This window comes from Chitinophaga sp. 30R24 (genome assembly GCF_049056765.1).
GTDB lineage: Bacteria > Bacteroidota > Bacteroidia > Chitinophagales > Chitinophagaceae > Chitinophaga.
The window spans coordinates 1,438,692-1,460,849 of the sequence record NZ_JBJGXX010000001.1 but is presented as its reverse complement, the minus strand read 5'-3'; the positions used below and the strand labels follow the sequence as shown (position 1 = coordinate 1,460,849).

The 22,158-nt window shown below is 43.9% G+C and carries 18 protein-coding genes and 1 tRNA gene; 9 read left to right on the top strand and 10 right to left on the bottom strand.

Going from position 1 to position 22,158, the window contains the following annotated elements; genetic code table 11:
* Positions 1 to 259: 259 nt before the first annotated feature.
* Both ACDQ55_RS06190 and ACDQ55_RS06185 read left to right on the top strand, forming a co-directional pair.
* Positions 260 to 739: a DinB family protein gene (locus ACDQ55_RS06190; RefSeq protein ID WP_420980361.1), complete on the top strand. Its 480-nt coding sequence runs from the start codon at positions 260 to 262 to the stop codon at positions 737 to 739.
* Positions 740 to 762: 23 nt separating this feature from the next.
* The gene (locus ACDQ55_RS06185; RefSeq protein ID WP_420980359.1) at positions 763 to 1,191 is read left to right on the top strand and encodes an SRPBCC family protein; all 429 of its coding nucleotides are present in this window, start codon (positions 763 to 765) and stop codon (positions 1,189 to 1,191) included.
* Positions 1,192 to 1,381: 190 nt separating this feature from the next.
* On the opposite strand, the gene ACDQ55_RS06180 is transcribed toward ACDQ55_RS06185, so the two are convergent.
* The 5 genes from ACDQ55_RS06180 to ACDQ55_RS06160 are packed head-to-tail and all read right to left on the bottom strand — an operon-like array spanning position 1,382 to position 8,568.
* Positions 1,382 to 2,686: a response regulator gene (locus ACDQ55_RS06180; RefSeq protein ID WP_420980358.1), complete on the bottom strand. Its 1,305-nt coding sequence runs from the start codon at positions 2,684 to 2,686 to the stop codon at positions 1,382 to 1,384.
* A 52-nt stretch (positions 2,687 to 2,738) separates the two neighbouring features.
* Positions 2,739 to 3,311 (bottom strand): chemotaxis protein CheB, encoded by a 573-nt coding sequence (locus tag ACDQ55_RS06175; protein ID WP_420980357.1) that lies wholly within the window; start codon positions 3,309 to 3,311, stop codon positions 2,739 to 2,741.
* A 19-nt stretch (positions 3,312 to 3,330) separates the two neighbouring features.
* Positions 3,331 to 4,158, bottom strand: coding sequence for a CheR family methyltransferase (locus tag ACDQ55_RS06170; RefSeq protein ID WP_420980356.1), 828 nt, complete (start codon positions 4,156 to 4,158; stop codon positions 3,331 to 3,333).
* Between the two features lie 2 nt (positions 4,159 to 4,160).
* A complete protein-coding gene (locus ACDQ55_RS06165; RefSeq protein ID WP_420980355.1) occupies positions 4,161 to 4,538 on the bottom strand; it encodes a response regulator in 378 nt (125 codons plus the stop codon).
* A gap of 13 nt (positions 4,539 to 4,551) precedes the next feature.
* Positions 4,552 to 8,568: a response regulator gene (locus tag ACDQ55_RS06160; protein WP_420980354.1), complete on the bottom strand. Its 4,017-nt coding sequence runs from the start codon at positions 8,566 to 8,568 to the stop codon at positions 4,552 to 4,554.
* A gap of 134 nt (positions 8,569 to 8,702) precedes the next feature.
* Between ACDQ55_RS06160 and ACDQ55_RS06155 the strand changes: the two genes are divergently transcribed.
* Together ACDQ55_RS06155 and ACDQ55_RS06150 are read left to right on the top strand one after the other, a co-directional pair.
* The gene (locus tag ACDQ55_RS06155) at positions 8,703 to 9,125 is read left to right on the top strand and encodes a response regulator (RefSeq protein WP_420980353.1); all 423 of its coding nucleotides are present in this window, start codon (positions 8,703 to 8,705) and stop codon (positions 9,123 to 9,125) included.
* A 502-nt stretch (positions 9,126 to 9,627) separates the two neighbouring features.
* A complete protein-coding gene (locus ACDQ55_RS06150; RefSeq protein ID WP_420980352.1) occupies positions 9,628 to 11,919 on the top strand; it encodes a hypothetical protein in 2,292 nt (763 codons plus the stop codon).
* Positions 11,920 to 11,999: 80 nt separating this feature from the next.
* On the opposite strand, the gene ACDQ55_RS06145 is transcribed toward ACDQ55_RS06150, so the two are convergent.
* On the bottom strand, positions 12,000 to 12,416 hold the full coding sequence (locus ACDQ55_RS06145) for a VOC family protein (protein ID WP_420980351.1): 417 nt from the start codon (positions 12,414 to 12,416) through the stop codon (positions 12,000 to 12,002).
* Positions 12,417 to 12,507: 91 nt separating this feature from the next.
* Positions 12,508 to 13,728, bottom strand: coding sequence for an ROK family transcriptional regulator (locus ACDQ55_RS06140; RefSeq protein WP_420980349.1), 1,221 nt, complete (start codon positions 13,726 to 13,728; stop codon positions 12,508 to 12,510).
* 222 nt (positions 13,729 to 13,950) lie between these two features.
* Here ACDQ55_RS06140 and ACDQ55_RS06135 point away from each other — a divergent pair.
* The 5 genes from ACDQ55_RS06135 to ACDQ55_RS06115 all read left to right on the top strand — a co-directional run bounded on the left by ACDQ55_RS06135 (position 13,951) and on the right by ACDQ55_RS06115 (position 18,608).
* Positions 13,951 to 14,032: transfer RNA gene (locus ACDQ55_RS06135), tRNA-Leu, on the top strand.
* 758 nt (positions 14,033 to 14,790) lie between these two features.
* Positions 14,791 to 16,170 (top strand): trigger factor, encoded by a 1,380-nt coding sequence (gene tig / locus ACDQ55_RS06130; protein WP_420980347.1) that lies wholly within the window; start codon positions 14,791 to 14,793, stop codon positions 16,168 to 16,170.
* Entirely contained in the window at positions 16,160 to 16,861 is a 702-nt protein-coding gene (clpP, locus tag ACDQ55_RS06125) for an ATP-dependent Clp endopeptidase proteolytic subunit ClpP (protein ID WP_420980345.1), read from the top strand. Before tig ends, clpP begins: the two co-directional genes overlap by 11 nt.
* Before the next feature lie 190 nt (positions 16,862 to 17,051).
* Positions 17,052 to 18,293: an ATP-dependent Clp protease ATP-binding subunit ClpX gene (gene clpX / locus ACDQ55_RS06120; RefSeq protein WP_420980344.1), complete on the top strand. Its 1,242-nt coding sequence runs from the start codon at positions 17,052 to 17,054 to the stop codon at positions 18,291 to 18,293.
* Between the two features lie 27 nt (positions 18,294 to 18,320).
* On the top strand, positions 18,321 to 18,608 hold the full coding sequence (locus ACDQ55_RS06115) for a hypothetical protein (protein WP_420980343.1): 288 nt from the start codon (positions 18,321 to 18,323) through the stop codon (positions 18,606 to 18,608).
* Between the two features lie 115 nt (positions 18,609 to 18,723).
* On the opposite strand, the gene ACDQ55_RS06110 is transcribed toward ACDQ55_RS06115, so the two are convergent.
* From ACDQ55_RS06110 to ACDQ55_RS06100, 3 genes are all read right to left on the bottom strand, one after another.
* Complete coding sequence (locus ACDQ55_RS06110; RefSeq protein WP_420980342.1) at positions 18,724 to 19,599, bottom strand: cytochrome c; 876 nt, start codon at positions 19,597 to 19,599, stop codon at positions 18,724 to 18,726.
* Positions 19,600 to 20,015: 416 nt separating this feature from the next.
* Complete coding sequence (locus ACDQ55_RS06105; RefSeq protein WP_420980341.1) at positions 20,016 to 21,155, bottom strand: acyl-CoA dehydrogenase family protein; 1,140 nt, start codon at positions 21,153 to 21,155, stop codon at positions 20,016 to 20,018.
* Between the two features lie 13 nt (positions 21,156 to 21,168).
* Entirely contained in the window at positions 21,169 to 22,140 is a 972-nt protein-coding gene (locus ACDQ55_RS06100; protein WP_420980340.1) for a ComEA family DNA-binding protein, read from the bottom strand.
* Between the last annotated feature and the right edge of the window lie 18 nt (positions 22,141 to 22,158).

Genomic DNA, 22,158 nt, shown 5'->3' with positions numbered 1-22,158 from the left:
GGCGAACGCAGATTGGGTACGCCTTTCAATGTCAATCTGAAATATCTTGGAACAATAAACAGCCATCCCCTTATCGTAATATTTCTCAACCTTATCTTCTTTCAAATTAATACCGGGAAAGCGTTCCTGAATGTTTCGGCATGCACCCAAAAATCTCTAAGACGCCGACTATAGTAACGATGGTTCCCATATTCACTCGAACCATCGGGTACCAGGATTGTTATGCAGTGTAAAATTTATCATAACTAAAATCGATAAAATGACTTCCAATCAAACAATGCTTAAAATGGTATTTGACAGATGGTATGGTGCCCTAAAAAATTGGGACGCCCTACTTACGGCTATTAGTGATGAACAATTGCAAAAAGAAATTGCGCCCGGTAAGAACAGAGGGATCTACTTATTGGGGCATCTTATTGCGGTGCATGATGATATGCTGATACTATTGGATATGGGCGATAAATTATATCCCGAATTGCATAGAACTTTTCTTGCATCTCCTGATAAAGCAATTGCGTCAATTCCATCTGCCAAAGAGTTGAGAGCTTACTGGACTAAGCAATGCGAAGTATTAAAACAAAAAATGGAAAGCTTAAAACCGGAGGAATGGTTTGAAAAGCACACGGCGGTTTCTGCTGAAGATTTCAGTAAAGAACCACATCGCAATAAACTAAACATCATTATAACCAGAACAACGCACCTGGCTTACCATACGGGACAATTAGTATTACTAAAGTAACTACAAATGAAAAAGATATAAGTATGAAAAAAGAAAATTTTGCCTATAGTTTTACATCCTCAAAAACACCTGAAGCTATTTTTTCTTTATTGTTAGATGTTGAACAGTGGTGGTCTGGATTATATGGAGAAACAATAAAAGGGGAAAGTCGCCAATTAAACGATGAGTTTTCATTTGAAGCAGGTGGCGGGATGCATTATTCAAAGCAAAAACTGATCGAACTTATTCCTACTAAAAGAATTGTTTGGTTGGTGACAGATAGCAAGCTTACTTTTTTAAGTGATCCCGGTGAATGGACTAATACAAAGATTAGCTTTGATATTTCCAGGGAGCAAGATAAAACATTGATAACGTTTACACATGAGGGACTAACTCCTCAGATTGAATGCTACAATCAATGTTCAGCAGGCTGGACCGGCTACCTAGATAATCTTACCAAAAAGCTGAAGTAGGAAAAGGGATTTTTGGAGAAGAATGAGAAAAATAGATTTTGACATATAGCAGAAAAGACAATAGCAGAGGTGACACTTTTAGGCTACTTTGATATGCTTAATAAAGTTAAGGAGAGTTCCTAGGGGTTAGATAGCTCCACTGGGAAGCCTACAGATCGTAAGATTTACAGGCTTTTTATATCGTCTAATGTCAATGCCGTTCAGGTTCTTCCACATTGCTTTCTCCTGTATGATTTTGTGAAAGTGCTTTTCCGTGACGTAATGGCAACACAATAATAAAGGCGGTTCCTTCTCCTTCTTTGCTGCTGGCGGTGATAATACCGCTATGCTTATCAATTACTTTCTTAGCGATCGCCAGTCCGATTCCCGTTCCCTCATATAGTTCGGAGGTATGCAAACGCTGGAAGATGGTAAATATTTTAGAGAGATATTTTTCATTAAAGCCAATACCGTTATCGCGGATCACGATGCGGCAATATTGACCATCAGCCGAAGACGCGCTATCGGGACTGAGTGCTGTTACCAGTTCTGCACTGATATTGATCTCGGGAGGAACCCCTTTCCGTGAAAATTTCAACGCATTACTGATGATGTTCTGAAACACCTGCCGAATCTGGCCAGGCACCGCTTCAATTTGTGGCATTTTCTCCACAGTTATCATGGCGTCCCGTTCTACAATCATTAATTCCAGATCAGCCAATATCTCTTTCACCACTTCATTTAAATCCGTGGTTTCGTATATACTTGCCACAGATAAGCGGGAATAGCTCAACAGATCGTTGATAAGCCTAACCATACGCTCAGATGAACCTACAATACGTTCCATATACGACATGGCATTAGGATCGGCATGCAGGAACTTATCCCTCAAAATAGCGCCGAATAACTGTATTTTGCGTAGGGGCTCTTTCAGATCATGGGAGGCGACGGAAGCAAACTGCTGCAAGTCGTGGTTACTGGCTTCCAACGATTTGTTGATCTCCTGCAGTTCTTCGGTACGTTCCTTTACCTTTTGCTCCAACATTTCGTTTACCTGCTGCTGGTGGGCAATCAGCGCTTCCTGGGCCAGTTTGCGCACTTCCACTTCCTCTTTAAGCGACTGGTGCATTTGTTTCAGCTCCTGGGATTGCTGGTACAAACGGGAAAAAGTTTTCACCTTCATCAGCAGAATATCTGGATCTACTGGTTTAGTAACATAGTCAATACCGCCAGAATCATATCCCTTTACGATGAAACGCTTGTCTTTATTAACTGCTGATAAAAAAATGATGGGAATATCTTTTGCCTTACTATAGCCAGACAGGGCTTCCGCCACCTCAAAGCCGTCCATACTCGGCATCTGTACGTCCAGTATGATGAGGGTATAATTATGCTTGAGTATTTTCTTGAGTGCTTCTTCACCGGATAATGCCGTATCCACTTCGAACTTATATAGTTCCAGTGTTTTCCTGATAGACAAAATGTTCTCCGGCTTATCATCTACAATTAAAATCATACTTCAGGTGATTTTATCCCTGGTGTCCCGGAATGTACTTCACGAACAATAATCATACCCCAGCCATGGCATTCATAAAGCCAGCCATATCTTTGGGCAGCAACAGATGGTCTACCGGCGCTTGCTCAATAGCCTGACGGGGCATATAATCTACATCTGCCGTATCGGGGTGCTGTACAGCAGTAGTGCCGCCTGCTTCATGTACATCTATCAAACCTTCTATCCCGTCTATATTGGCACCGGAAAGCAGTAATACCGCCAATTTGCTGCCATAAGCCAGGGCGGCGGTGGCAAATGTGACGTCAATGCTGGGGCGGCTAAAGTTCACTTTCTCCGAATAATCCAGCGACAACGTATGGTCTTTTTCTACCAACAAGTGGTAATCTACCGGCGCCACATAAATAACTCCTGGCTGTAAAGGTTCTTTTTCCGCCGCTTCTTTTACCGGCAGCATAGACTGTGCAGACAGCAGATCTATCAGCACAGAGGCGTACTGGCTTTGCCGGTGTAAAACAATAATAATAGCTGCGGGGAAGGGGTACACCAATCCAGGTAATAAAGTGAGGATGGGTTGCAATCCTCCGGCAGAGCCGCCAATTACTATTAAATACGGTGCGGTAGTCATAAAACCGGTTATTGGGTGATTATAGCTGCACCTTTCGCCAGATCTTCTCTTTATTTTCCAATTGTCTGAATTTTTTCGTCACGCTGGTGAAGTTAAGGGTTTCTTTGCTTCCCAGTCCCAGGAAGCCCAATTGCTCTAAACTATCACTAAACAAGGTAAGGACTCTTTCTTGCAGCTTTTTATTGAAGTAAATCAGCACATTCCTGCAAATGATCAATTGAAATTCATTAAAGGAACCATCAGTTACCAGGTTATGCGGAGAAAAGATAATCTTTTCTCCCAGGTCTTCCCGGAACTTAGCGTATTCGTAATTAGCAGTATAATAGGAAGAAAAATCTTCCCGGCCACCGGCTTCCATATAATTACGGGAATATTGCTGCATCTGGGAAAGCCGGAACATTCCTTTCCTTCCCTTCTCCAATACGCTGGCATTGATATCAGTAGCATATATAATGGCCTTATGCAACAGTTTTGCTTCTTTCAGCAGGATAGCTAAAGAATACACCTCTTCTCCTGTAGAACAACCGGCATGCCATATGCGGATAAATGGATAAGTAGCCAGTATTGGTAATACCTGGGAACGTAAAGTATAATAAAAAGAGGGGTCCCGGAACATTTCCGTTACATTTACCGTGATCGCTTCCACAAAACGAAGGGCATATTCCGGGTCAGTAATAACCCGGTAGCGGTACTCAGCAAAGCTGGAGAAACGGTCTGTCTGGTACAGGTGGTTTACCCGCCGGTTAATTGAAGCGGAAGCATACGCTGTAAAATCATAGCCATATCGCTCCAGCACATCATTCAATAACAAGGAAACTTCCTGCTCACTTATCAGATTCCTACCCACTGTTACCTAGATAAATATTGTTGTAGTTGTACCAGTAATTCATCTACATCAATTGGTTTTGAAATATAGTTATCAGCTCCTGCTTCCAAACACTTCTCCCTATCGCCTAACATCGCTTTAGCGGTTACGGCAATCACGGGCAACTGGCTATTCCGTGGCATTGCGCGTAAAGCTGAAATGGTTTCATAACCATCCATATCAGGCATCATAATGTCCATCAACACCACACCTACATGATGATCATCTGCCGACAACAACTGCAGGGCTTCTGTCCCTGAAGCTGCCGACAAATAAGGAATAGACCTGGAGTCCAATACTGCTTTCAACGCAAAAATATTGCGTGTATCATCATCAACGATCAAAACCTGTTTTCGTTCCATAAAAAATTATATATTATTTCATGGCCTTATCGTATAACCATACCCGTAAGAGTGATAATAACTGGTCAACATCTATGGGCTTGGAAATATAATCGGAAGCGCCAGCCTGCAAACATTTTTCACGGTCGCCCATCATGGCCTTGGCAGTAACCGCAATAATCGGTAGCTGCCTTAACTCGGGCTGTTTACGAATAGCGGCGATCGCATCATAACCGTCCATCTCCGGCATCATCATATCCATCAGTACAACATCTACAGCATGCTCTTTCAATTGCTGTAAGGCTTCCTTACCATCTATAGCAGATAACACCTTCATCTGGTGCTTTTCCAGGGACTTTGTCAGGGAAAAAATATTCCGCACATCATCATCTGCTATTAACACCGTTTTATCTTTCAACACCTCATTGAGCATGCCCATTTTACTGCTTCCGCCGGCAGCTGTTGGTTTATTTTCAGATACGAGGTGCAGGAACAAGGACACTTCGTCTAGCATACGCTGATAAGAATGCGCTGTTTTCACCACAATAGAATCGGCATACTGACGGATACGCTGTTCCTCCGATTTGGACAGGCTTTTACCCGTAAAGATGATCACCGGCAGATTTTCCAACCCTTTTATTTCCTTTACCATTTCCAGCGCCTCATACGCCTGCTGATCAGGAATGCCCATGTCCAGGATCACACAATCCACATCCTTCTGCTGCAACAATGTGATACCTTCTTCCACACTGTTGCTGATCTCAGAATTTACCTGGTGATTGCTCAGAAAGTAGGCCAGGGCTTTGGCATGCTGGGCGTTTTCTTCCAGTATCAGTACTTTTTTGGCAGAACGCTGCAATACAAATTCCATCTTCTCAAAAATGAGCTGCATACTCTCCAAATCCACTGGCTTGCTGGTAAAGTCTACCGCTCCTTTCTGGAGACTTTCCTTCCTTGCTTCCACGGAGGACATGATATGCACCGGAATAGGCCGGGTTTGCGGATCGCTCTTCAGCTCTTCCATCACCTGCCACCCATCTTTTACCGGCAACTGTATATCCAACAGTATGCCTAAAGGTTTATATCTGCGTGCCAATGCTATAGCCTCGTCTCCGCGTACAGTCACCACACCTTTATATCCCCTGGTATGGGTAAAATTGAGCAACGCTTTAGCAAAATGCGTATCATCCTCTACAATTAATATCACGGGATCTCCGCTTACTATCTGCGCGCGGTCGTCCTGAATATCTTCCGGAATAACAGACGACAGAAAATGGCGTTTACCCGGTGGTTTTGCCAGCGGCGTATCCACTATCGGCGACGGCACTACGAAAGGATCTTCAACTGGTGTTACCACCTGGTGGGTAACCGGTATAACGATATAAAATTCACTGCCTTCATTATTCTTGCTGTTCACACCAATCTTTCCACCTAACAGCTTGGTAAGTTCCCGGCTAATGGAAAGCCCTAATCCTGTTCCTCCGTACTTTCTGCGGGTAGAGCCATCTGCCTGCTGGAAAGCCTCGAATACTACCTGTTGCTTTTCTTCCGGGATACCTATACCCGTATCTTTCACCGTAAAACGGATGGTATGCAACACCTCACCTGGTTTCACCTCCAGGGTAACAGACCCTTTGGCAGTAAATTTCAGCGCATTGGATAACAGGTTTTTAAGGATCTGCTCCAGCCGGCTCTGATCAGTTTCGATAGTAGCTGGTACATCAGCCGCAATATTTATCTTCATTTCCAGACCTTTTTCCCGTGCAATAGGTTCAAATAAAGCCTGCATATTGGAGCAGATTGCCGTTGGCGACACCTGGTCGAACTCCAGTTCCATTTTGCCGGATTCTATTTTCGACAGGTCCAGGATTTCATCTATCAAAGTAAGTAATCCTTTGCCCGAGCTATTGATCACCTGTGCGTATTCGATCTGATCCTTGCTTAAGTTATGGTCGTTATTTTCTGATAATAACCGCGACAACAGCAGGATAGAATTTAAAGGCGTGCGTAGTTCGTGCGACATATTCGCCAGGAACTCCGACTTGTAGCGAGTACTCAGGGCCAGCGCTTCCGCCTTACGGTGTATATCTAGGTTACGCTCTACAATAACCTGGTTTTTCTCTTCCAACAGCCTGCTTCTTTCTTGTAACTCCAAGTTCGACTGCATCAGTTCTTCCTGCTGTACTTTCAGTTCTTCTTCGGATACCTGTAGCTTTTGCGTTTGTGCCTCCAGTTCCGCATTGAGACTTTCCAGCTCCGTATGTTGGGTTTGCAGCTCCTCTGACTGCGCTTGCGTTTCTTCCAGTAGTTCCTGCAAACGCGTGCGGTTGCGGGTGGTTTGCAGCGCAACCGCAATATTTACGGACGCTTGCTGGGCAAATTCAATCACCCCTTCCTGAAAAGGGTAAAGAGAGCCTATTTCTATTACGCCTTCAGCAATCCCCCCATGCAACAATGGAATAATAAGTACGTGCCCGGGCCTGGCGCTCCCAACACCGCTGACTATATGTAGGAAATCATCAGGAGTATTGGTAAGATAAACAGGTTCCTGTTGCTCCAAACTTTGGCCAAGCAATGTTTTCCCGGCTGCTATCACTTCCGGCGCTGCATGGTTTGGCGACAAGGCATATGCCGCGCACAAACGCAGGTCAGCCCCCTGTTTCACATATAGCACCCCTGTTTGTGCACCAGTATATTGCACCATATCCGTAAGCGCATCTTTACTGATGGCGCCCATATCCTTTTCACCCAACAGGGTTTCACTGATATGGTTCACCCCTGTTTGCACCCACATTTTTTGGTCGCTGTAGTGACGGAATGCTTTCAGGTCTGCCGCCATCCGTACCACAGCCAATCCCAGCAAATCGCCATTACTACGGGGCTTCACATCAATATTAAAATTGCCTTTGCCAATGTTATCTGCCGCAATTGCCAGTTCCTGGCTGGTTTGGTCTATGGCTACAAAAGAGCGGGCCAGGCTGCCGATCGCGTCTTTAGTGTGGATTTCCGGTACCGAGCCGGGCATGCCACGGGCAATATTTACCGCAGTGGAGCGCAATAGCTCCAGGCTATCTGTAACGCTTTTAATGGTAATGCCTACAAATGCCACTACCAGTACCACAATTAGCACCAAGGCCACCAGGTAGCGGGTTTCCAGGTCGCCCTCCCGCTTGGAGATTAACTTGGCGTCCCGGCTTATTTTCTCCATAACAGTGCGTTGCAATTGCTTCAACTGATCTACAGCGAGCGAGGAGTTATCCCACCAGGAATCTGCATTAAACAGGGTATCTATTTTATGGGAATTGATCGTGCTTTTGATAAAACCATCAGTGATAGCAAATTCGTTAGAGTCCTCCATTTTTTGGAAATCCCCTACCACCGTTGGAGAAGCCTTGTCCAGCAATTCTGCGCGTAGAGAGGTGTACATGTCAACGTTATTCTCTATACGGTCAAAATCTTCCGGCCACACTTCCTTTTTAAGCATGAAATAGTAAATATCCATACGTACCATACCCTGGTATGCCGACATCTGCGCCAACAGCAGCTGAGCGTTCATATCTTGTTGTAATCCTTTCAGTACGGGAATATCCGGTGTATTGGTATTAGCCAGGTCGTTGAGACGAAAAATAAGGTTAGAATAATAGTCCAGCACTTCCCGCTGCGGCATAGTCTTATTATCGATATCCTTTCTCTTATTAACCAGGGTATTAAGGAGGGAGTATTGAAAAAAATGGCTGTCGCTGGCCAGCAACCTGCCTTTCACCGCTTCAATCGCCAGATCCGTTTTAGCTCGTTGGGTAAGCAGGTCGTTCAGGCTACCGGTTTGCAGTACATAATTTACACTGCTTCTGCGCTCCATATGTATTTCATCGGCCACTTTCATAATGATAGTAGCAGTAGTAATTTTCTGTACCAGCCTATCGATGGTATCAATATCCGCACTTTGCTTATTAAACACCTCTACGCCGAAAAATAGCATGCATATAAGCGGAATCAGCGCTATCAACATCAACTTCCTGGGCAGCGGCAGCTGCATAAAAAATTTCTTCATTTGCCAGAGCTTGTTTAGTTTTATGGACCGGTACGCTTAAAGGGTTCCCTGTATGGAGGGGTTCATACTTTTCATCCTACCTAAAAGTTAAAAGCAGATGATTATTATCATAAAATAACAACAAAATCCTAGATTTGTCTCTATTCAAGTTTGATATGCCTGATAGCTGTAAATATACCTCAGTACTTTTAATCGATGATGATATAGACGACAGGATGATATTTGGTGAAGTATTAAAAGAATTGGCGCCAGATATTATTTACCATGAGGCTATAAACGGAGAAGATGCGCTCACAAAACTAGCGCAGAACCTGGTACCCGACCTTATCTTCCTCGATCTTAACATGCCAAGGGTAGACGGGAAGCAATTCCTGGCCGAAATACGGCAATTGGATCACCTTAAACACATTCCGGTGATCATTTATACCACCTCCTCCCACGAATCGGATAAAAAGGAAACGAAGGAGCTCGGCGCTTCTTATTTTCTAACCAAGCCCAACAGCTTACATGAACTAACACATATACTTACAGGTATCCTCAGACAAAAATTATTCTAATTAAATACAAAGGCCTCACAAGGAATTGTGAGGCCGGCTTTTTCTACCATTGTTACTATTTTTAAACCCTCATATATGCGTGAGCATATGCTTTGTTGAAGTAAAGGTGGCTAATAAACCATTCTCAAGTGTTAATCGATTCTTAATGACTCAACATTATTATAATTGTTCTCATGCCGCTTCCAGCCAATCACAAGCATTAAAGTTTAATACAATAATTATCACAACAATATCATTATCAATCACTTAATTTAATACAACTCCCATTACAGAAGCCCTAACCCCAAAATCCGCTTCGTTTACCTGGGCCGGTGCAACGTTCCGCGGATAGGTAGGCCAAACAAATTTACCAGCCAGCCCTGCACAGGGCAACTATCTAAAGCATTTGGGCGCTGCTGGTTCACAATAAAAGGGCTTTAAATTTATATTCAGCCTGGAAGTATCAGAAATTATTTAGCATCCTGCATCAATATTAATAAATTACAGGCCCTAATTAACGCATATGCATTTAGACGAATTGGAAAGGCTGTACAACGAACAGGCATATACCGAAGTAATTACGCAACTGGAAATATATTTACAGGATGAGCCCGAAAGCGCCCGGGGCTGGCAACTGCTGGGATTATCGCAATTGGAAAATGCCAAGGCTACCGATAACCGCGATCTCTCTGCCGCCATGTATAATGCGGCTTACGAGGCTTTCACCCAGGTACTAACCATAGATCCTCATCACCAGGAAGCGCGCATCCAACGCGCTTACATGGGCGCTAACCTATTGTCGGACAAAGGAGACGATACCATCAACGACTGCAACCTGCTGATTACCAACGGAGACGATGAAGTAACCGCCAAAGCGTTATTATACCGCTTTCAGGTATGGATACTGAAAAATGAACACGAAAAGGCCTTGGAAGACATGCAACGAAGCCTGTTGGTATACAACTCCCTCTACGCCGACGACCTGCCGCAGCTTAACGTGGCCCGCTTCCAATGCTATACCCGCATTGGCGACGTATACTACCATACCGAAAACCGGCCCCTGGCCCTGGCATACTATAAAAAAGCTTTCCAATACACTGTTTTCAACAACCGGTTGCTCACCACCACCTGGTTTGCACTCGATATGGCCGACTACGACTTCGCCGCACAAATGCTGCAGATCATGATCAGCATCGGAGAAAACACCCCGGAAAGTATGCTGCGCCTGCTCCGCCATATACAACAACAATTTAACAACGGGCTACGGCATGCCTCCCTGGCCAGGGAATTTTGTAAAGGCACCACTGAATTCTGGTCGGATTTTTATGGCGACAATGAAGAAGAAGGCACACTGGAGCAAATTTCCGCAGGCAAAAACTATATCGCCCTATACCCTGAAGAAGCCTATTTTTATCATTATACCGCCACTGCTTTTTTTAATATTGGTAGCTATGCAGAAGCTTTACCCTGGTACGAAAAAGCACTCGCTATAAAACCTTATCCATATACCATTGCAAGATGGTACTATGCCAGCTATAAAGTAAATGGAACATTCCCTCAAACATGGCAGGAAACAGATCATACCATCCCTTACGATTGGTATGTAGCGGGTGTAATACTCAGCGAAAACTTGCAGCAAGAAAAAAAGAACCAGGTACGCATCAACGCTTTGCCATTAAAAAAATTCCTTTACAAAAAAGCATTTGACCTGTACTACGCCTATTGGTACGATAATACAGGCTCCTCTTATGCCGGGCATCCACACCACTTCGCCATGTGCTGTAATAACTATGGCATTGCTTTATACGAAGGAGGCATTTTTGCAGAAGCGATCCATGTACATACCGTAGGTTACAATATGTCGCCCTTCTGGGAACAACTGGAATCCAGAGCAGACGCCTATCACAGCATAGGTAAACTGGCTGAGGCCATCGCAGACAGACGTACCATAATAGACAACTTCATGGATACCCTGCCTCTTACCTATTATGTATCCATCCATGAACGGATGATTGATGACCTCTGCTCGCTGGAACTACATCCCGAAGCGTTGGAACTATATGAAAAAATACTGGAAGAATACAATAGCTGGATTGCCCGCGATATGGAAGAACTCTCGGCCAATGAGCGGGAAACCATTACATACAACATAGACCGCATCAAAACAGGCCGGGCTTTTATCCGTACCAACAGTGAAGACGACCTCTCAGAACGTATACTGGCGCTGGAAAACCATCTGATGGAAAAACCAGACGATAGTGATGCCTATTTTAACCTGATGTACCTGTATTTCGATAATGAGCAGTATGAACATTGCATAGGCGCCATCAATAATCGTATATCCATTGGAGGTATAGAAAAGCTACCCGTGCTGTCGCAAATGAAGATCTATTACTTCCGGGGTAAAGCCGCACTGAAACTGGCCCGTTATAAGGCTACCATTGCAGACATGCAACATACGCTACGGATTATGGGCAGCGGCGATCCTGCCGACAACGCCCCTAACTACCGGTTTGGGGTATACGCTTTCCTTGCAGAAGCCCACCTGGGTGAAAAAGAGTATGACCAATGCCTGGCCTACGGCATCCTATGCCTTGATATATATGTAGTTAATAACTGGTCGTGGGATACAGAGATATCCGCAATAAGATACGCCATGGCCCTCGCCTACGAAGGCAAGGGGGATATCAGCGCCTGTAAGAAAATGGTTAACCAGATCCTTGCGCACGATCCTGGCTATCCGCCAGCCGTAGAGAAAAAGAACCAGCTAAGGGGAGGCGGCCTGTTTTCGTTCTTCCGGGATATGATTAATTAACAGGATATGATTGTTTGTCATTAATCTGATTAATGTGGATAATTCTGCCAATTACCCTCATTAATCAGATTAATTCACTACTACATAGGCTTATTAAAACTAATCATCCAATTAATCCCATACTTATCAGTAAGCCGTCCATACTGGTGGGCCCAAAAAGTTTCTTGTAAAGGCATTTTTACCTTTCCGCCAGCAGAAAGTGAGGAGAAAAGCTTTTCAGTTTCTGCATCCGATTCTGCCTCCAGTGCCAATTCTACAGCATTACCATTAACAGGAGGCTGCCCCTGCATGCCATCAGATGCCATCAAAGCAAATCCAGGCGTTTGCAAGTAAGCATGCATAACCCGGTCCTGCGCATCTGCAGGTACTTGATCTTTCATTGGCGAATCTCTCATAGCCATAATTTGCAGATTACCGCCCAGAATTTCATGATAAAAGCTCATCGCTTCACGGCAATTACCGTCAAAAAAGAGGTAGGTAGTGAGTTTCGTAGACATAACTTATCTTTTAGGGTGACAAATTGGAATTCAGGTGTCCCTAAAGATAGTCATCTTTCATGTATCCTCTATCCGGATTTTCTTTTCCCACTTAGCTGATCAGCACCTTGTTCCTCACCAGCAAACAGGCGCCAATAATACCAGCACTTTCGCCCAGACGCGACATTTTTAGTTTGGAATCATTACTAACCAGGCTGAGGGAATATTTTTTCACAGCGCTGGTAATAGGCAATCGGATATGATCGTGGGTAGCAGCAAGAGCGCCTCCCAGGATCACCAGTTCGGGATTAAAAAGATTGATAAGAATAGCTATTCCCCTGCCCAGGTTTTCTCCTACACTGGCAATGAGCTCAATGGCCAACATATCATCGTTGTTGGCAGCATCAACAATATCTTGCAAATGTATCTCTTCCGGAGCATGTGTGCGGGACAACATCGAAGAAGAACCGGTAGCTAGCTTTTGCCGGAACTTCTTGACCAGGGCCCAGCCAGAAGCTTCTGTTTCCAAACACCCTCTCTTACCACAATGGCAAATAATTTCATTATTAAACATCGGGATATGTCCTACTTCACCACTATAACCAGATTTACCATAATACAGCTCCCCGTTAATAAGCACACCCATACCTATACCATAATCCAGGTTCAGGAACAGTACATTACGCTCACTGTTCACCTGGTCGGAGCAAAACTCCCCATAAGCCATGGCACGGGAGTCATTTTCCAGAAATACACGGATGCCTACTTTATCCCCGATCACCTTACTGAGCGGTTCATCAACAAAATGGAAAAGGCTATAGTTATAGCCAGAAGCAAAGTTGATACGCCCGGGAATATTAATACCAATCCCGAGGATCTTTTCCCGCGGCACCGTTAGTCCGTTAATAAAATTATTGATCAACAAACACAATTGCTCCAGAGAGGCTATGGTATTGTCCAGTTCATATGGCAGCCCCTCTACGGTAGTCACTAAATGCTTATGCAGGTCGGAAACACCAAGGTTCAGATGGTCTTGTTTCACATCTACACCAATAAAAAAAGCAGAATCGGCCACTAGACCGTACAGGTTGGGCTTTCTGCCACCGGTAGACTCTATCTTACCACAATCCATCAGCAATCCGTCGCCGATCAGGTCATTTACGAGGTTAGTTACTTTAGGGGTACTAAGATTCAGCTCTTTACACAGATCTGCAATAGTGGCATTGCCATGGTTAGCAAAAAAAGCCAGGGCCGCTTTTTTCAGGTTGATATTCTTATAGGCTACACCGGTAGCGTTTGCACTGTTTAGTTCTTCAAAAAAGGTTTTAGCCATAGTGTCAGAAAGACTTTTTAGGTAATCGCACAACAATTTAAGCAGCTTAGCGCTATTTTTTTTCAAAATCCCAGGAAAAGCAGGGAAAGTTTTGCTTATAAATGATTTTGTTAATTACTAAAAAAGAATACCTTTGCAAACCTTTTTGCTTTAAAAAGAGATTCCTGTTCTGTATTTTACAGGGCAGGGCTAGATAAGAAAACAGGGTCGTTCTTTATTTTTGCGGGTGTGGTGAAATTGGTAGACACGCCAGACTTAGGATCTGGTGCTTCACGGCATGGGGGTTCGAGTCCCTTCACCCGCACATTTTAAAAATCAATGTTTTACGCCCGGTTCTTCTGCATTGATCCATCTTCTTGGGCTTATAGCAATTAATTCGCTGTAAGCCCGACTTTAAAAAATCTTTAGGCTCACCTGCTTATTTACCGGAACGCATCAGCTATCAATATCGCCTTTCCATTCAAAACGCTCATTTTACCAGCTGATTATTTATAAAAGTACCTTTTAAGTGCTTCCGCATAAATGTTTTTGTATTCCCACCTAAATGCATCAACGATGCTTTTTACCGGACTTATCACGTATCAATTGAGCGCCTTCATCCACTGGCCCTAAATAACCACTGCCATCTAATGTGCCTTTATCCATTTGCAATAGATTTACAGTTAAATCAGATTTAAATAGCTATCTTCGCGCGACCATAAAGTCGGGCAATATTCACAACTAATTGAAAGATAGCTGTTTATATTGAAATAGATTCAAAAGGATAAATCAGGTAACATGCGCGGGGGTGATAAAATGGGTAACCAAACCAAACTAAGAGGGAATCAAATTCCTTTACCCGCACATAAATAATTATGTGGCAACGCGTCAATATGGCAATGTGATAATGCTATGCTCTCCCTCACCTTCATTGTCACGACTGTCTTATTCAGACATAGTTTCACTTAATTTTATTTGAAAAAGGCGCCCTGCCATTCCTGCTTGCTATTGTGACTTCATGGCAGAAAACCAAACAAGGAATCATTATTGCTTCTTAAAGAACACTTTTTATACAATTCAATTATGGCAACCGTTACGAGAGAAAACATTGGTTTATTGAACGATAAGATCACTGTGAAAGTGAGCCAGGAAGATTACCTTCCTAATTTTGACAAAGCAGTAAAACAATTCAGCAAAAATGCCAACATACCCGGCTTCCGCAAAGGAATGGTGCCTGCGGGTATGGTTAAGAAGATGCATGGCCAGGCGATCTTTGGGGATGAAATTCTGAAAACTGTAGAGAGAGAATTGATGGGCTATGTGCAGAATGAGAAACTGGAAATCTTCGGTCAACCGCTGTCTCTGGAAAAAGAGGCAAAAAATCTGGACTTTAACAACCCAGCGGAATATGCTTTCGAATTTGAAGTAGGTCTGAAACCTGCTTTTGAAGTAACTCCCCTCGGAAACAACAAAACCACCCTTACCAAATATAAAATCACCGTTACCGACGAAATGGTAAACGATGAAGTACAGCGTTTACAGCTGAAAGGTGGCAAAACAACCGAACCTGAAACAATTACTTCTGAAGATAACGTGATAAATGTTAAATTCGAAGAATCAGACGAAAAAGGAAATGTTATTGAAGACGGTATTGTAAAGGAAAATTCTTTACTTGTTAAATATTTTTCACCCGCTATTCAGGAGCAACTGATGGGTAAAAAAATAGATGACAGCATCGTATTTCAACTGGCTACCTCCTTCGACGAACAGCGTTTGGGCTGGATCTTGAAAGATCTCGGCTTTGAAGCTACTGATACAGCAGCCGCACAAAAATTCTTTAAACTGGCCATCACTAAAGTAGGTCTGATTGAAAAAAGAGAATTGAATGAAGAATTCTTCCAAGAAATTTATCCTGGAGAAGCCATCACTACTGAAGAAGCTTTCCGTACTAAATTGAAAGAAGAAATCGGAAAATATTGGGATTCTGAAAGCCGTAACCACCTTCACAACGACCTGTTTGAAGTACTGGTACACGAAACGCCTATAGAATTACCAAAGGATTTCCTGAAACGTTGGCTGCAAGTAGGTGGTGAAAAACCCAAAACTGCCGAAGAAGCTGAAAACGATTACCCTGGTTTCGACCACCAATTACGCTGGACACTGATCAGCGATAAACTGGTTAAAGAAAATAAATTGGAAGTTTCTTTCGAAGATCTGAAAGAAAACGCCAAACAAAAAGTATTAGGCTACTATGGCGGCGCTGCTGCTGATGGAGCTGAATGGTTAGACAGCTACCTGGATCGCCTGTTACAGGATGAAAAATTTGTTGACCAGACTTATCGTGAAATGATCACCAGTAAATTATTTGACTGGGCTGAAAGCAAGGTGAACGTAACAGAAGAGGAAATCAAAGCAGAAGATTTTGTTAATTTACCTCATAAACATCACCATCATGAACATTAATGACGAATTTAGAAAATACGCCATCAAGCATCGCGGAATCAGCAGCCTGGTAGTAGATAGCTATGCTAAAAGCCACCAGGTAAACAGCCTGACGCCATATATCCTTGAAGAACGCCAGATGAATATGACACAGATGGACGTTTTCTCTAGGTTGATGGCTGATCGTATTATTTTCCTGGGAGATCCCGTTAACGACTACGTTGCCAACGTAATTACTGCGCAACTGTTGTTCCTCGAATCTTCCGACCGTAACCGCGACATACAGATGTACATCAATAGCCCCGGAGGCAGTGTTTACGCTGGTCTGGGTATCTACGATACCATGCAGATCATCTCCCCTGATGTAGCCACTATCTGTACCGGTATGGCCGCCTCTTTCGGCGCTGTACTACTGGTAGCCGGCACCAAGGGCAAACGCACTGCATTAAAACATGCTCGCGTAATGATTCACCAGCCTCATGGCGGTGCAGAAGGTCAGACTTCAGATATCGAAATCACTGCCCGTGAGTTCGTTAAACTGAAGAAAGAACTCAACGAAATCATTGCCGGACACTGCGGACAACCTGTGAAAAAAGTGGAAAAAGATTCTGACCGCGACTACTGGATGACCGCTGATGAAGCCAAAGAATACGGTATCATTGACGACGTATTGCAGAAAAATCCTAAGAAAAATCTGGACACTCCGCAATAAGACTTAAATAATAACGCATAAAGCCATTGTAGCGAAGACTGTAGCGAGATATATAAAAAAATCGCTATAATCTTCGCTACAGTCGCTTTAAGCGTTCAGCTTTATGCTTTCGGCTATTTAGTGTAAATTTGTAACCCTGCAACATTATTGCAGACGATGATAGTTTCGTAGAAAAATAATCTATTCCGAAATGAAAGAATCAAAAATTCGTTGTTCCTTTTGCAACCGCTCCAAAGAAGAAGTGCAGATATTAATAGCTGGCGCTGAAGGACATATCTGTGAAAACTGTGTAGCCAACGCACAGGAAATAATAGACCAGGAGTTATTTACTCCCGGCAAAAAAGCCGCCGCCGTTGCCCCCCACTTTGCACCTAAAGTGTCTAAACCTATCGACATGAAGAAATTCCTGGACGAATATGTGATCGGGCAAGACGATGCAAAGAAAATACTGGCTGTAGCGGTGTACAACCACTATAAAAGATTAAACCAACAGATAGGCGACGATGAAGTGGAAATTGAAAAATCCAATATCATCATGGTGGGAGAAACCGGTACTGGCAAAACCTTACTGGCTAAGTCCATCGCCAAACAATTAAACGTACCCTTTGCCATCGTAGACGCTACTGTGTTTACAGAAGCCGGTTATGTAGGCGAAGATGTGGAAAGTATTCTCAGCCGTCTCTTACAGGTATGTAATTACGATGTAGAAGCAGCTGAGCGCGGTATTGTATATATCGATGAAATAGACAAGATTGCCCGTAAAAGCGACAATCCTTCTATTACCCGCGATGTAAGCGGAGAAGGCGTGCAACAAGGCCTTCTTAAACTCCTGGAAGGCACCGAAGTACTGGTACCTCCACAGGGCGGCCGCAAACACCCAGAACAGAAACTGATCAAGCTGAATACCCAAAACATCCTCTTCATCTGCGGTGGCGCATTTGATGGTGTGGAAAGAATCATCAGCAGAAGAATTCAGACACACTCCATCGGCTTCACCGTTAACAAGGAAAAAGAAGAAGAAAACAAAAAACAGATCCTGCGCTATGTGAATTCCCAGGACCTGAAATCGTTCGGACTGATCCCTGAATTACTGGGCCGTTTGCCAGTGGTAACTTATCTCAACTCACTGGACAGAGACACGTTGAAAGCCATCTTAACTCAGCCTAAAAATGCATTGGTAAAACAATACCAGAAATTGTTCCAGGTAGAAAATATTGATTTGCAGGTAGAAGAAGAAGCGATTGATTACATTGTAGACAAAGCCATGGAATACAAGCTGGGGGCACGTGGATTACGTTCCATCTGTGAAATCGTGCTGAGCGAAGCGATGTATGAACTGCCATCTGCCAACGAATCCACCTTTAATCTTACCAAGGAGTATGCCCAGTCCAGACTGGAACAATCTACCCTTGTAAAATTAAAAGTCGCATAACTATCTCTAACCATAAAACCGCTATTTATGCAGGAACTCATTCAGCAATTGCAGGAAAAAGCCGGACTTACGGCCGAACAGGCCGCACAATCCATTGACGTTATCAAGGAATATGTGAAAGGCAAATTACCTCCTTTTATTGCAGGTACAGTTGATAACTGGTTTGCAGGTATGTCAGATAAAACCGGAGAAAAAAAGGCCGGAGTGATGGACCAGGCAAGTGATTTCTTGGATGACGTAAAGGATAAGGCAGAAGATTGGGCAGAAGAAGCTAAAGATAAGCTCTCCAACTTCTTCAATAAAGACAAACAATAAAGACCCTGCGCTCCGGCGCAAAGTCTATAACAATTTTTTAAACCAAAGGCGCCAGAAAGAAACCAATCGGATTTTCTTGGCGCCTTTGGTTTTTCATATCCCATGCAAGCACCTCCTATAGGCTTCTTAGATAAAGATATAAAGCAGCAAGCTCTTCATCAGTATACTTTGCTGTCATAGGCCAGGGCATATCCTTGGCCTGTAATTGCTTTCCCTCCGGTGTTTTACCTGTTCTCAGGGTGGCAATAAACTCTTCTTTAGACCATTTACCAACATGGCCACTAGCAGTAATATTAGCTACCGCTACTCCACCCGGTACCGGATTAGGACCACCAGTAAGCGATGGCTGATGACATCCAGTACAGGATACAGACAAATACTTTCCATACGCTGCGGTGGGCGCTTTAGTGATTAACGCTGGCTGTACCTGATGCTGGTCTATTTTTTCAGCAGCAAATAAGGGCACTTTTCCCAATACAGATAATACCTTTCCTACCGGACCTATTTTTATAGGCGTTGAGGGCTGGTCTATAGGAGGCTGCGCTTTACAAAACGCAATTATAGCCGCAATATCGTGGTCGTCCAGGCGGTTAAACTCTTCTGAAGGCATCAGCAATAAGGTCTTGTTTTGGGCATTTAAACCATGCCTCAGGGCCCTTAACCAGGATTTGTTGTTGAAGTTGGCGGGTAATCCACCTTTGCCATAGGTAAGGTTATTTCCGGCAATTTTCCCCAGGGCCGGGTCATTAACAAAAACCTTTCCTTCCAGGCGCTCACCGTGGCATTCGCCACAACCCTTTATTTCGTATAAATGCCGGCCAATAGCAACTGTAGCCGAATCTTCCGGAATGGGAATATCCCGGACCTCTGCCGTATAGGTTTTATTAATGTGCCGATAAAAAAGGAAAGAAAAAACACCGTAGAGGATACCTACTAATAATACCAGGCCAAGCAATGTAGCGCCTGTCCACTTTAAAATTTTGGAGAACATAACAGTTAAAATATTACCTGGCAAATATAAGAAGGATAAACCTTACAGATTTCCGTATAAATACGTATTTATCTTAATTTAAAAAAATCATAACGTGGATTACAGGTGTAACATTTTACTAAGCTTCTTTGGCATACAACCTACCCTATTGAGTAGGTATAGAAAAGCACCCGTTTTTACAGGGTGCTTTTCAGTGCGTAAAAGTGTTTCAAATCTTTCGTGATTTTGTGTGTTAAGGTTGATAAACGGTAAAGAGTGGTGAATTAACCCAAATTTAACGTTCCTTTTGCAATATTCAATAACACTAAAGGGTTAATATTATTTTTTTTCAAAAAAATGATGAGTGGCCTTAAAACCGCTTCTCTTCATAAATTATGAAAATATCTCTTCCCTAATCAAATCAAAATCAATAAATTTTATTTCAGGGCCTCCCTAGCAATGACTATTTTTTGAATTTCGGATGTTCCTTCCCCGATGGTGCATAATTTTGCATCACGATAAAATTTCTCTACCGGAAAATCCTTCGTATAGCCATAACCGCCAAAAATCTGTACGGCGTCGTTGGCGGTTTTAACAGCTACTTCCGACGCATAATACTTGGCCATGGCTGCCTGCGCAGTCATTTTCACCTTACGGTTTTTCATATCAGCTGCCTGCAGAGTGAGTAACTCCGCCGCTGCAATTTCAGTAGCCATATCAGCCAGCTTAAAAGAAATGCCTTGAAAATTGGCAATGGGCTGATCGAACTGATGCCGCTCCTTGGCATATTTTAATGCCGCATCCAGAGCGCCCTTGGCAATACCCAATGATAACGCCGCAATGGAAATACGGCCGCCATCCAGCACTTTCATCGACTGGATGAAGCCTTCTCCTTCTGCTCCCAGCATATTTTCGGCGGGTATACGGCAATTATCAAATATCATTTCAGCCGTTTCAGAGGCCCGCATGCCTAACTTATTTTCTTTTTTACCACCGCTGAAGCCCGGCGTACCTTTTTCTACTATAAAAGCACTCATACCGTGGCTGTCTCTCACTTCGCCGGTACGCACAATCACTACTGCCATATCGCAACTTTTACCGTGGGTGATCCAGTTTTTAGTACCGTTAATCACCCAGTCGCTTCCCTCTTTCTTTGCAACACACCTCATATTCATGGCATCGGAACCAGTATTGGCCTCTGTAAGTCCCCAGGCGCCAATCCATTCTCCTGAAGCCAGCTTAGGAAGGTAACGTTGCTTCTGGGCTTCATTTCCGAATTGCAGGGTATGTCCGGTACACAACGAATTATGGGCGGCCACACTGAGTCCTATAGCCCCGCAGATACGGGCTATTTCACTGATCACCGTTACATATTCCAGGTAGCCTAGCCCGCTCCCACCATATTCCTGCGGTACCAATACGCCCATTAATCCCAGTTCTCCCAATTGCTTAAGTACCTGAACAGGAAAGAATTGCTGTTCATCCCATTCCATTATGTGAGGCTGTATGTTTGTTTTTCCGAAATCCCGGATCATCTGCGCAATCTGTTGTTGCATTTCCGTAGGGGCGAAATTCATAAACGGGTGGATTTTAGTAAGTGACCTGAATGTAATGTTCAATTTTACGATAAATAATCTCATCCACCAACGGCAATTGGCGGAGCTCTTCCACGGCCTTGAAACCCGCATGGGCATTGCGGTATGCCACTATCAACCGGGCCAATTTATATCTTATGTATGGGTGAGCAGCCAAAGATTTTTCATCTGTGAGGTTCAGGTCCATTTTTTTTAGAGAACCGCTACCGATCTTTAAAAATGGTTGAATTTTTTGAAATACGGAATCTTCCAATCCATAACACTCCCCCACTTGCTGCACTTCATAAAAACCGCCCAACCGTTCCCGGAAAGCCACGATTCGCCGGGCAAACCCAGGCCCGATACCAGGAAGCTCCTGCCAGGCAAGCGTATCTGCAACGTTAATATCCAACGGCGATGCCGGCGCCTTTTTACTATAACGGGGCAACGCAGCCCCTTCACCTTTTCCCCAGGAACCGGGGTACTGCCCACCGGTACTATGATGCCGGGAAGTATCGCGAGGCTTTACCATTACGGCTATACGCACATAAGGCATTAAGCGGTCACTTAGCGCAGGAGGTAAACCATAAATCTTTTTCAAGTCGGCGGCATCACGGAAATGCCCGCCCTTCAACAAGTACTTTTGTATAGTGCCAGCAGTACGTTCACTCACTCCCAGGCGCTGCCAGCCAGCTAACGACAGAGTATTGGGATCAAAGTTAAAAAGCGTGCCTGCAGTAACCGGCGCAGTGATCCGTTCTGCTACAGGCTTATCAGCGGCTACCAGCAGCCCCTGTGTAGCCACATCTGCTTCAAAGGCCTTTACCGCCGCCTTTAGATCGCTGCTATCAGACGGGGATATACGCTGGAAATAAAAAAACAGGTCAGGTGCATAACAGGTCAGGAACATGCCTGCAGAAAGGAGAAGTATACCATAACGTTCTTTCCGCGAAAAACGCAGGTATTCACGTACAAAAGACTTCCACATGGGTTAACAACAATTTAC

Bases quoted from the DNA above. Each gene is read 5' to 3' on its own strand.
- ACDQ55_RS06190 (WP_420980361.1), top strand. From the start codon at position 260: ATGACTTCCAATCAAACAATGCTTAAAATGGTATTTGACAGATGGTAT.
- ACDQ55_RS06185 (WP_420980359.1), top strand. From the start codon at position 763: ATGAAAAAAGAAAATTTTGCCTATAGTTTTACATCCTCAAAAACACCT.
- ACDQ55_RS06180 (WP_420980358.1), bottom strand. From the start codon at position 2,686: ATGATTTTAATTGTAGATGATAAGCCGGAGAACATTTTGTCTATCAGG.
- ACDQ55_RS06175 (WP_420980357.1), bottom strand. From the start codon at position 3,311: ATGACTACCGCACCGTATTTAATAGTAATTGGCGGCTCTGCCGGAGGA.
- ACDQ55_RS06165 (WP_420980355.1), bottom strand. From the start codon at position 4,538: ATGGAACGAAAACAGGTTTTGATCGTTGATGATGATACACGCAATATT.
- ACDQ55_RS06160 (WP_420980354.1), bottom strand. From the start codon at position 8,568: ATGAAGAAATTTTTTATGCAGCTGCCGCTGCCCAGGAAGTTGATGTTG.
- ACDQ55_RS06150 (WP_420980352.1), top strand. From the start codon at position 9,628: ATGCATTTAGACGAATTGGAAAGGCTGTACAACGAACAGGCATATACC.
- ACDQ55_RS06145 (WP_420980351.1), bottom strand. From the start codon at position 12,416: ATGTCTACGAAACTCACTACCTACCTCTTTTTTGACGGTAATTGCCGT.
- ACDQ55_RS06140 (WP_420980349.1), bottom strand. From the start codon at position 13,728: ATGGCTAAAACCTTTTTTGAAGAACTAAACAGTGCAAACGCTACCGGT.
- tig (WP_420980347.1), top strand. From the start codon at position 14,791: ATGGCAACCGTTACGAGAGAAAACATTGGTTTATTGAACGATAAGATC.
- clpP (WP_420980345.1), top strand. From the start codon at position 16,160: ATGAACATTAATGACGAATTTAGAAAATACGCCATCAAGCATCGCGGA.
- clpX (WP_420980344.1), top strand. From the start codon at position 17,052: ATGAAAGAATCAAAAATTCGTTGTTCCTTTTGCAACCGCTCCAAAGAA.
- ACDQ55_RS06115 (WP_420980343.1), top strand. From the start codon at position 18,321: ATGCAGGAACTCATTCAGCAATTGCAGGAAAAAGCCGGACTTACGGCC.
- ACDQ55_RS06110 (WP_420980342.1), bottom strand. From the start codon at position 19,599: ATGTTCTCCAAAATTTTAAAGTGGACAGGCGCTACATTGCTTGGCCTG.
- ACDQ55_RS06105 (WP_420980341.1), bottom strand. From the start codon at position 21,155: ATGAATTTCGCCCCTACGGAAATGCAACAACAGATTGCGCAGATGATC.
- ACDQ55_RS06100 (WP_420980340.1), bottom strand. From the start codon at position 22,140: ATGTGGAAGTCTTTTGTACGTGAATACCTGCGTTTTTCGCGGAAAGAA.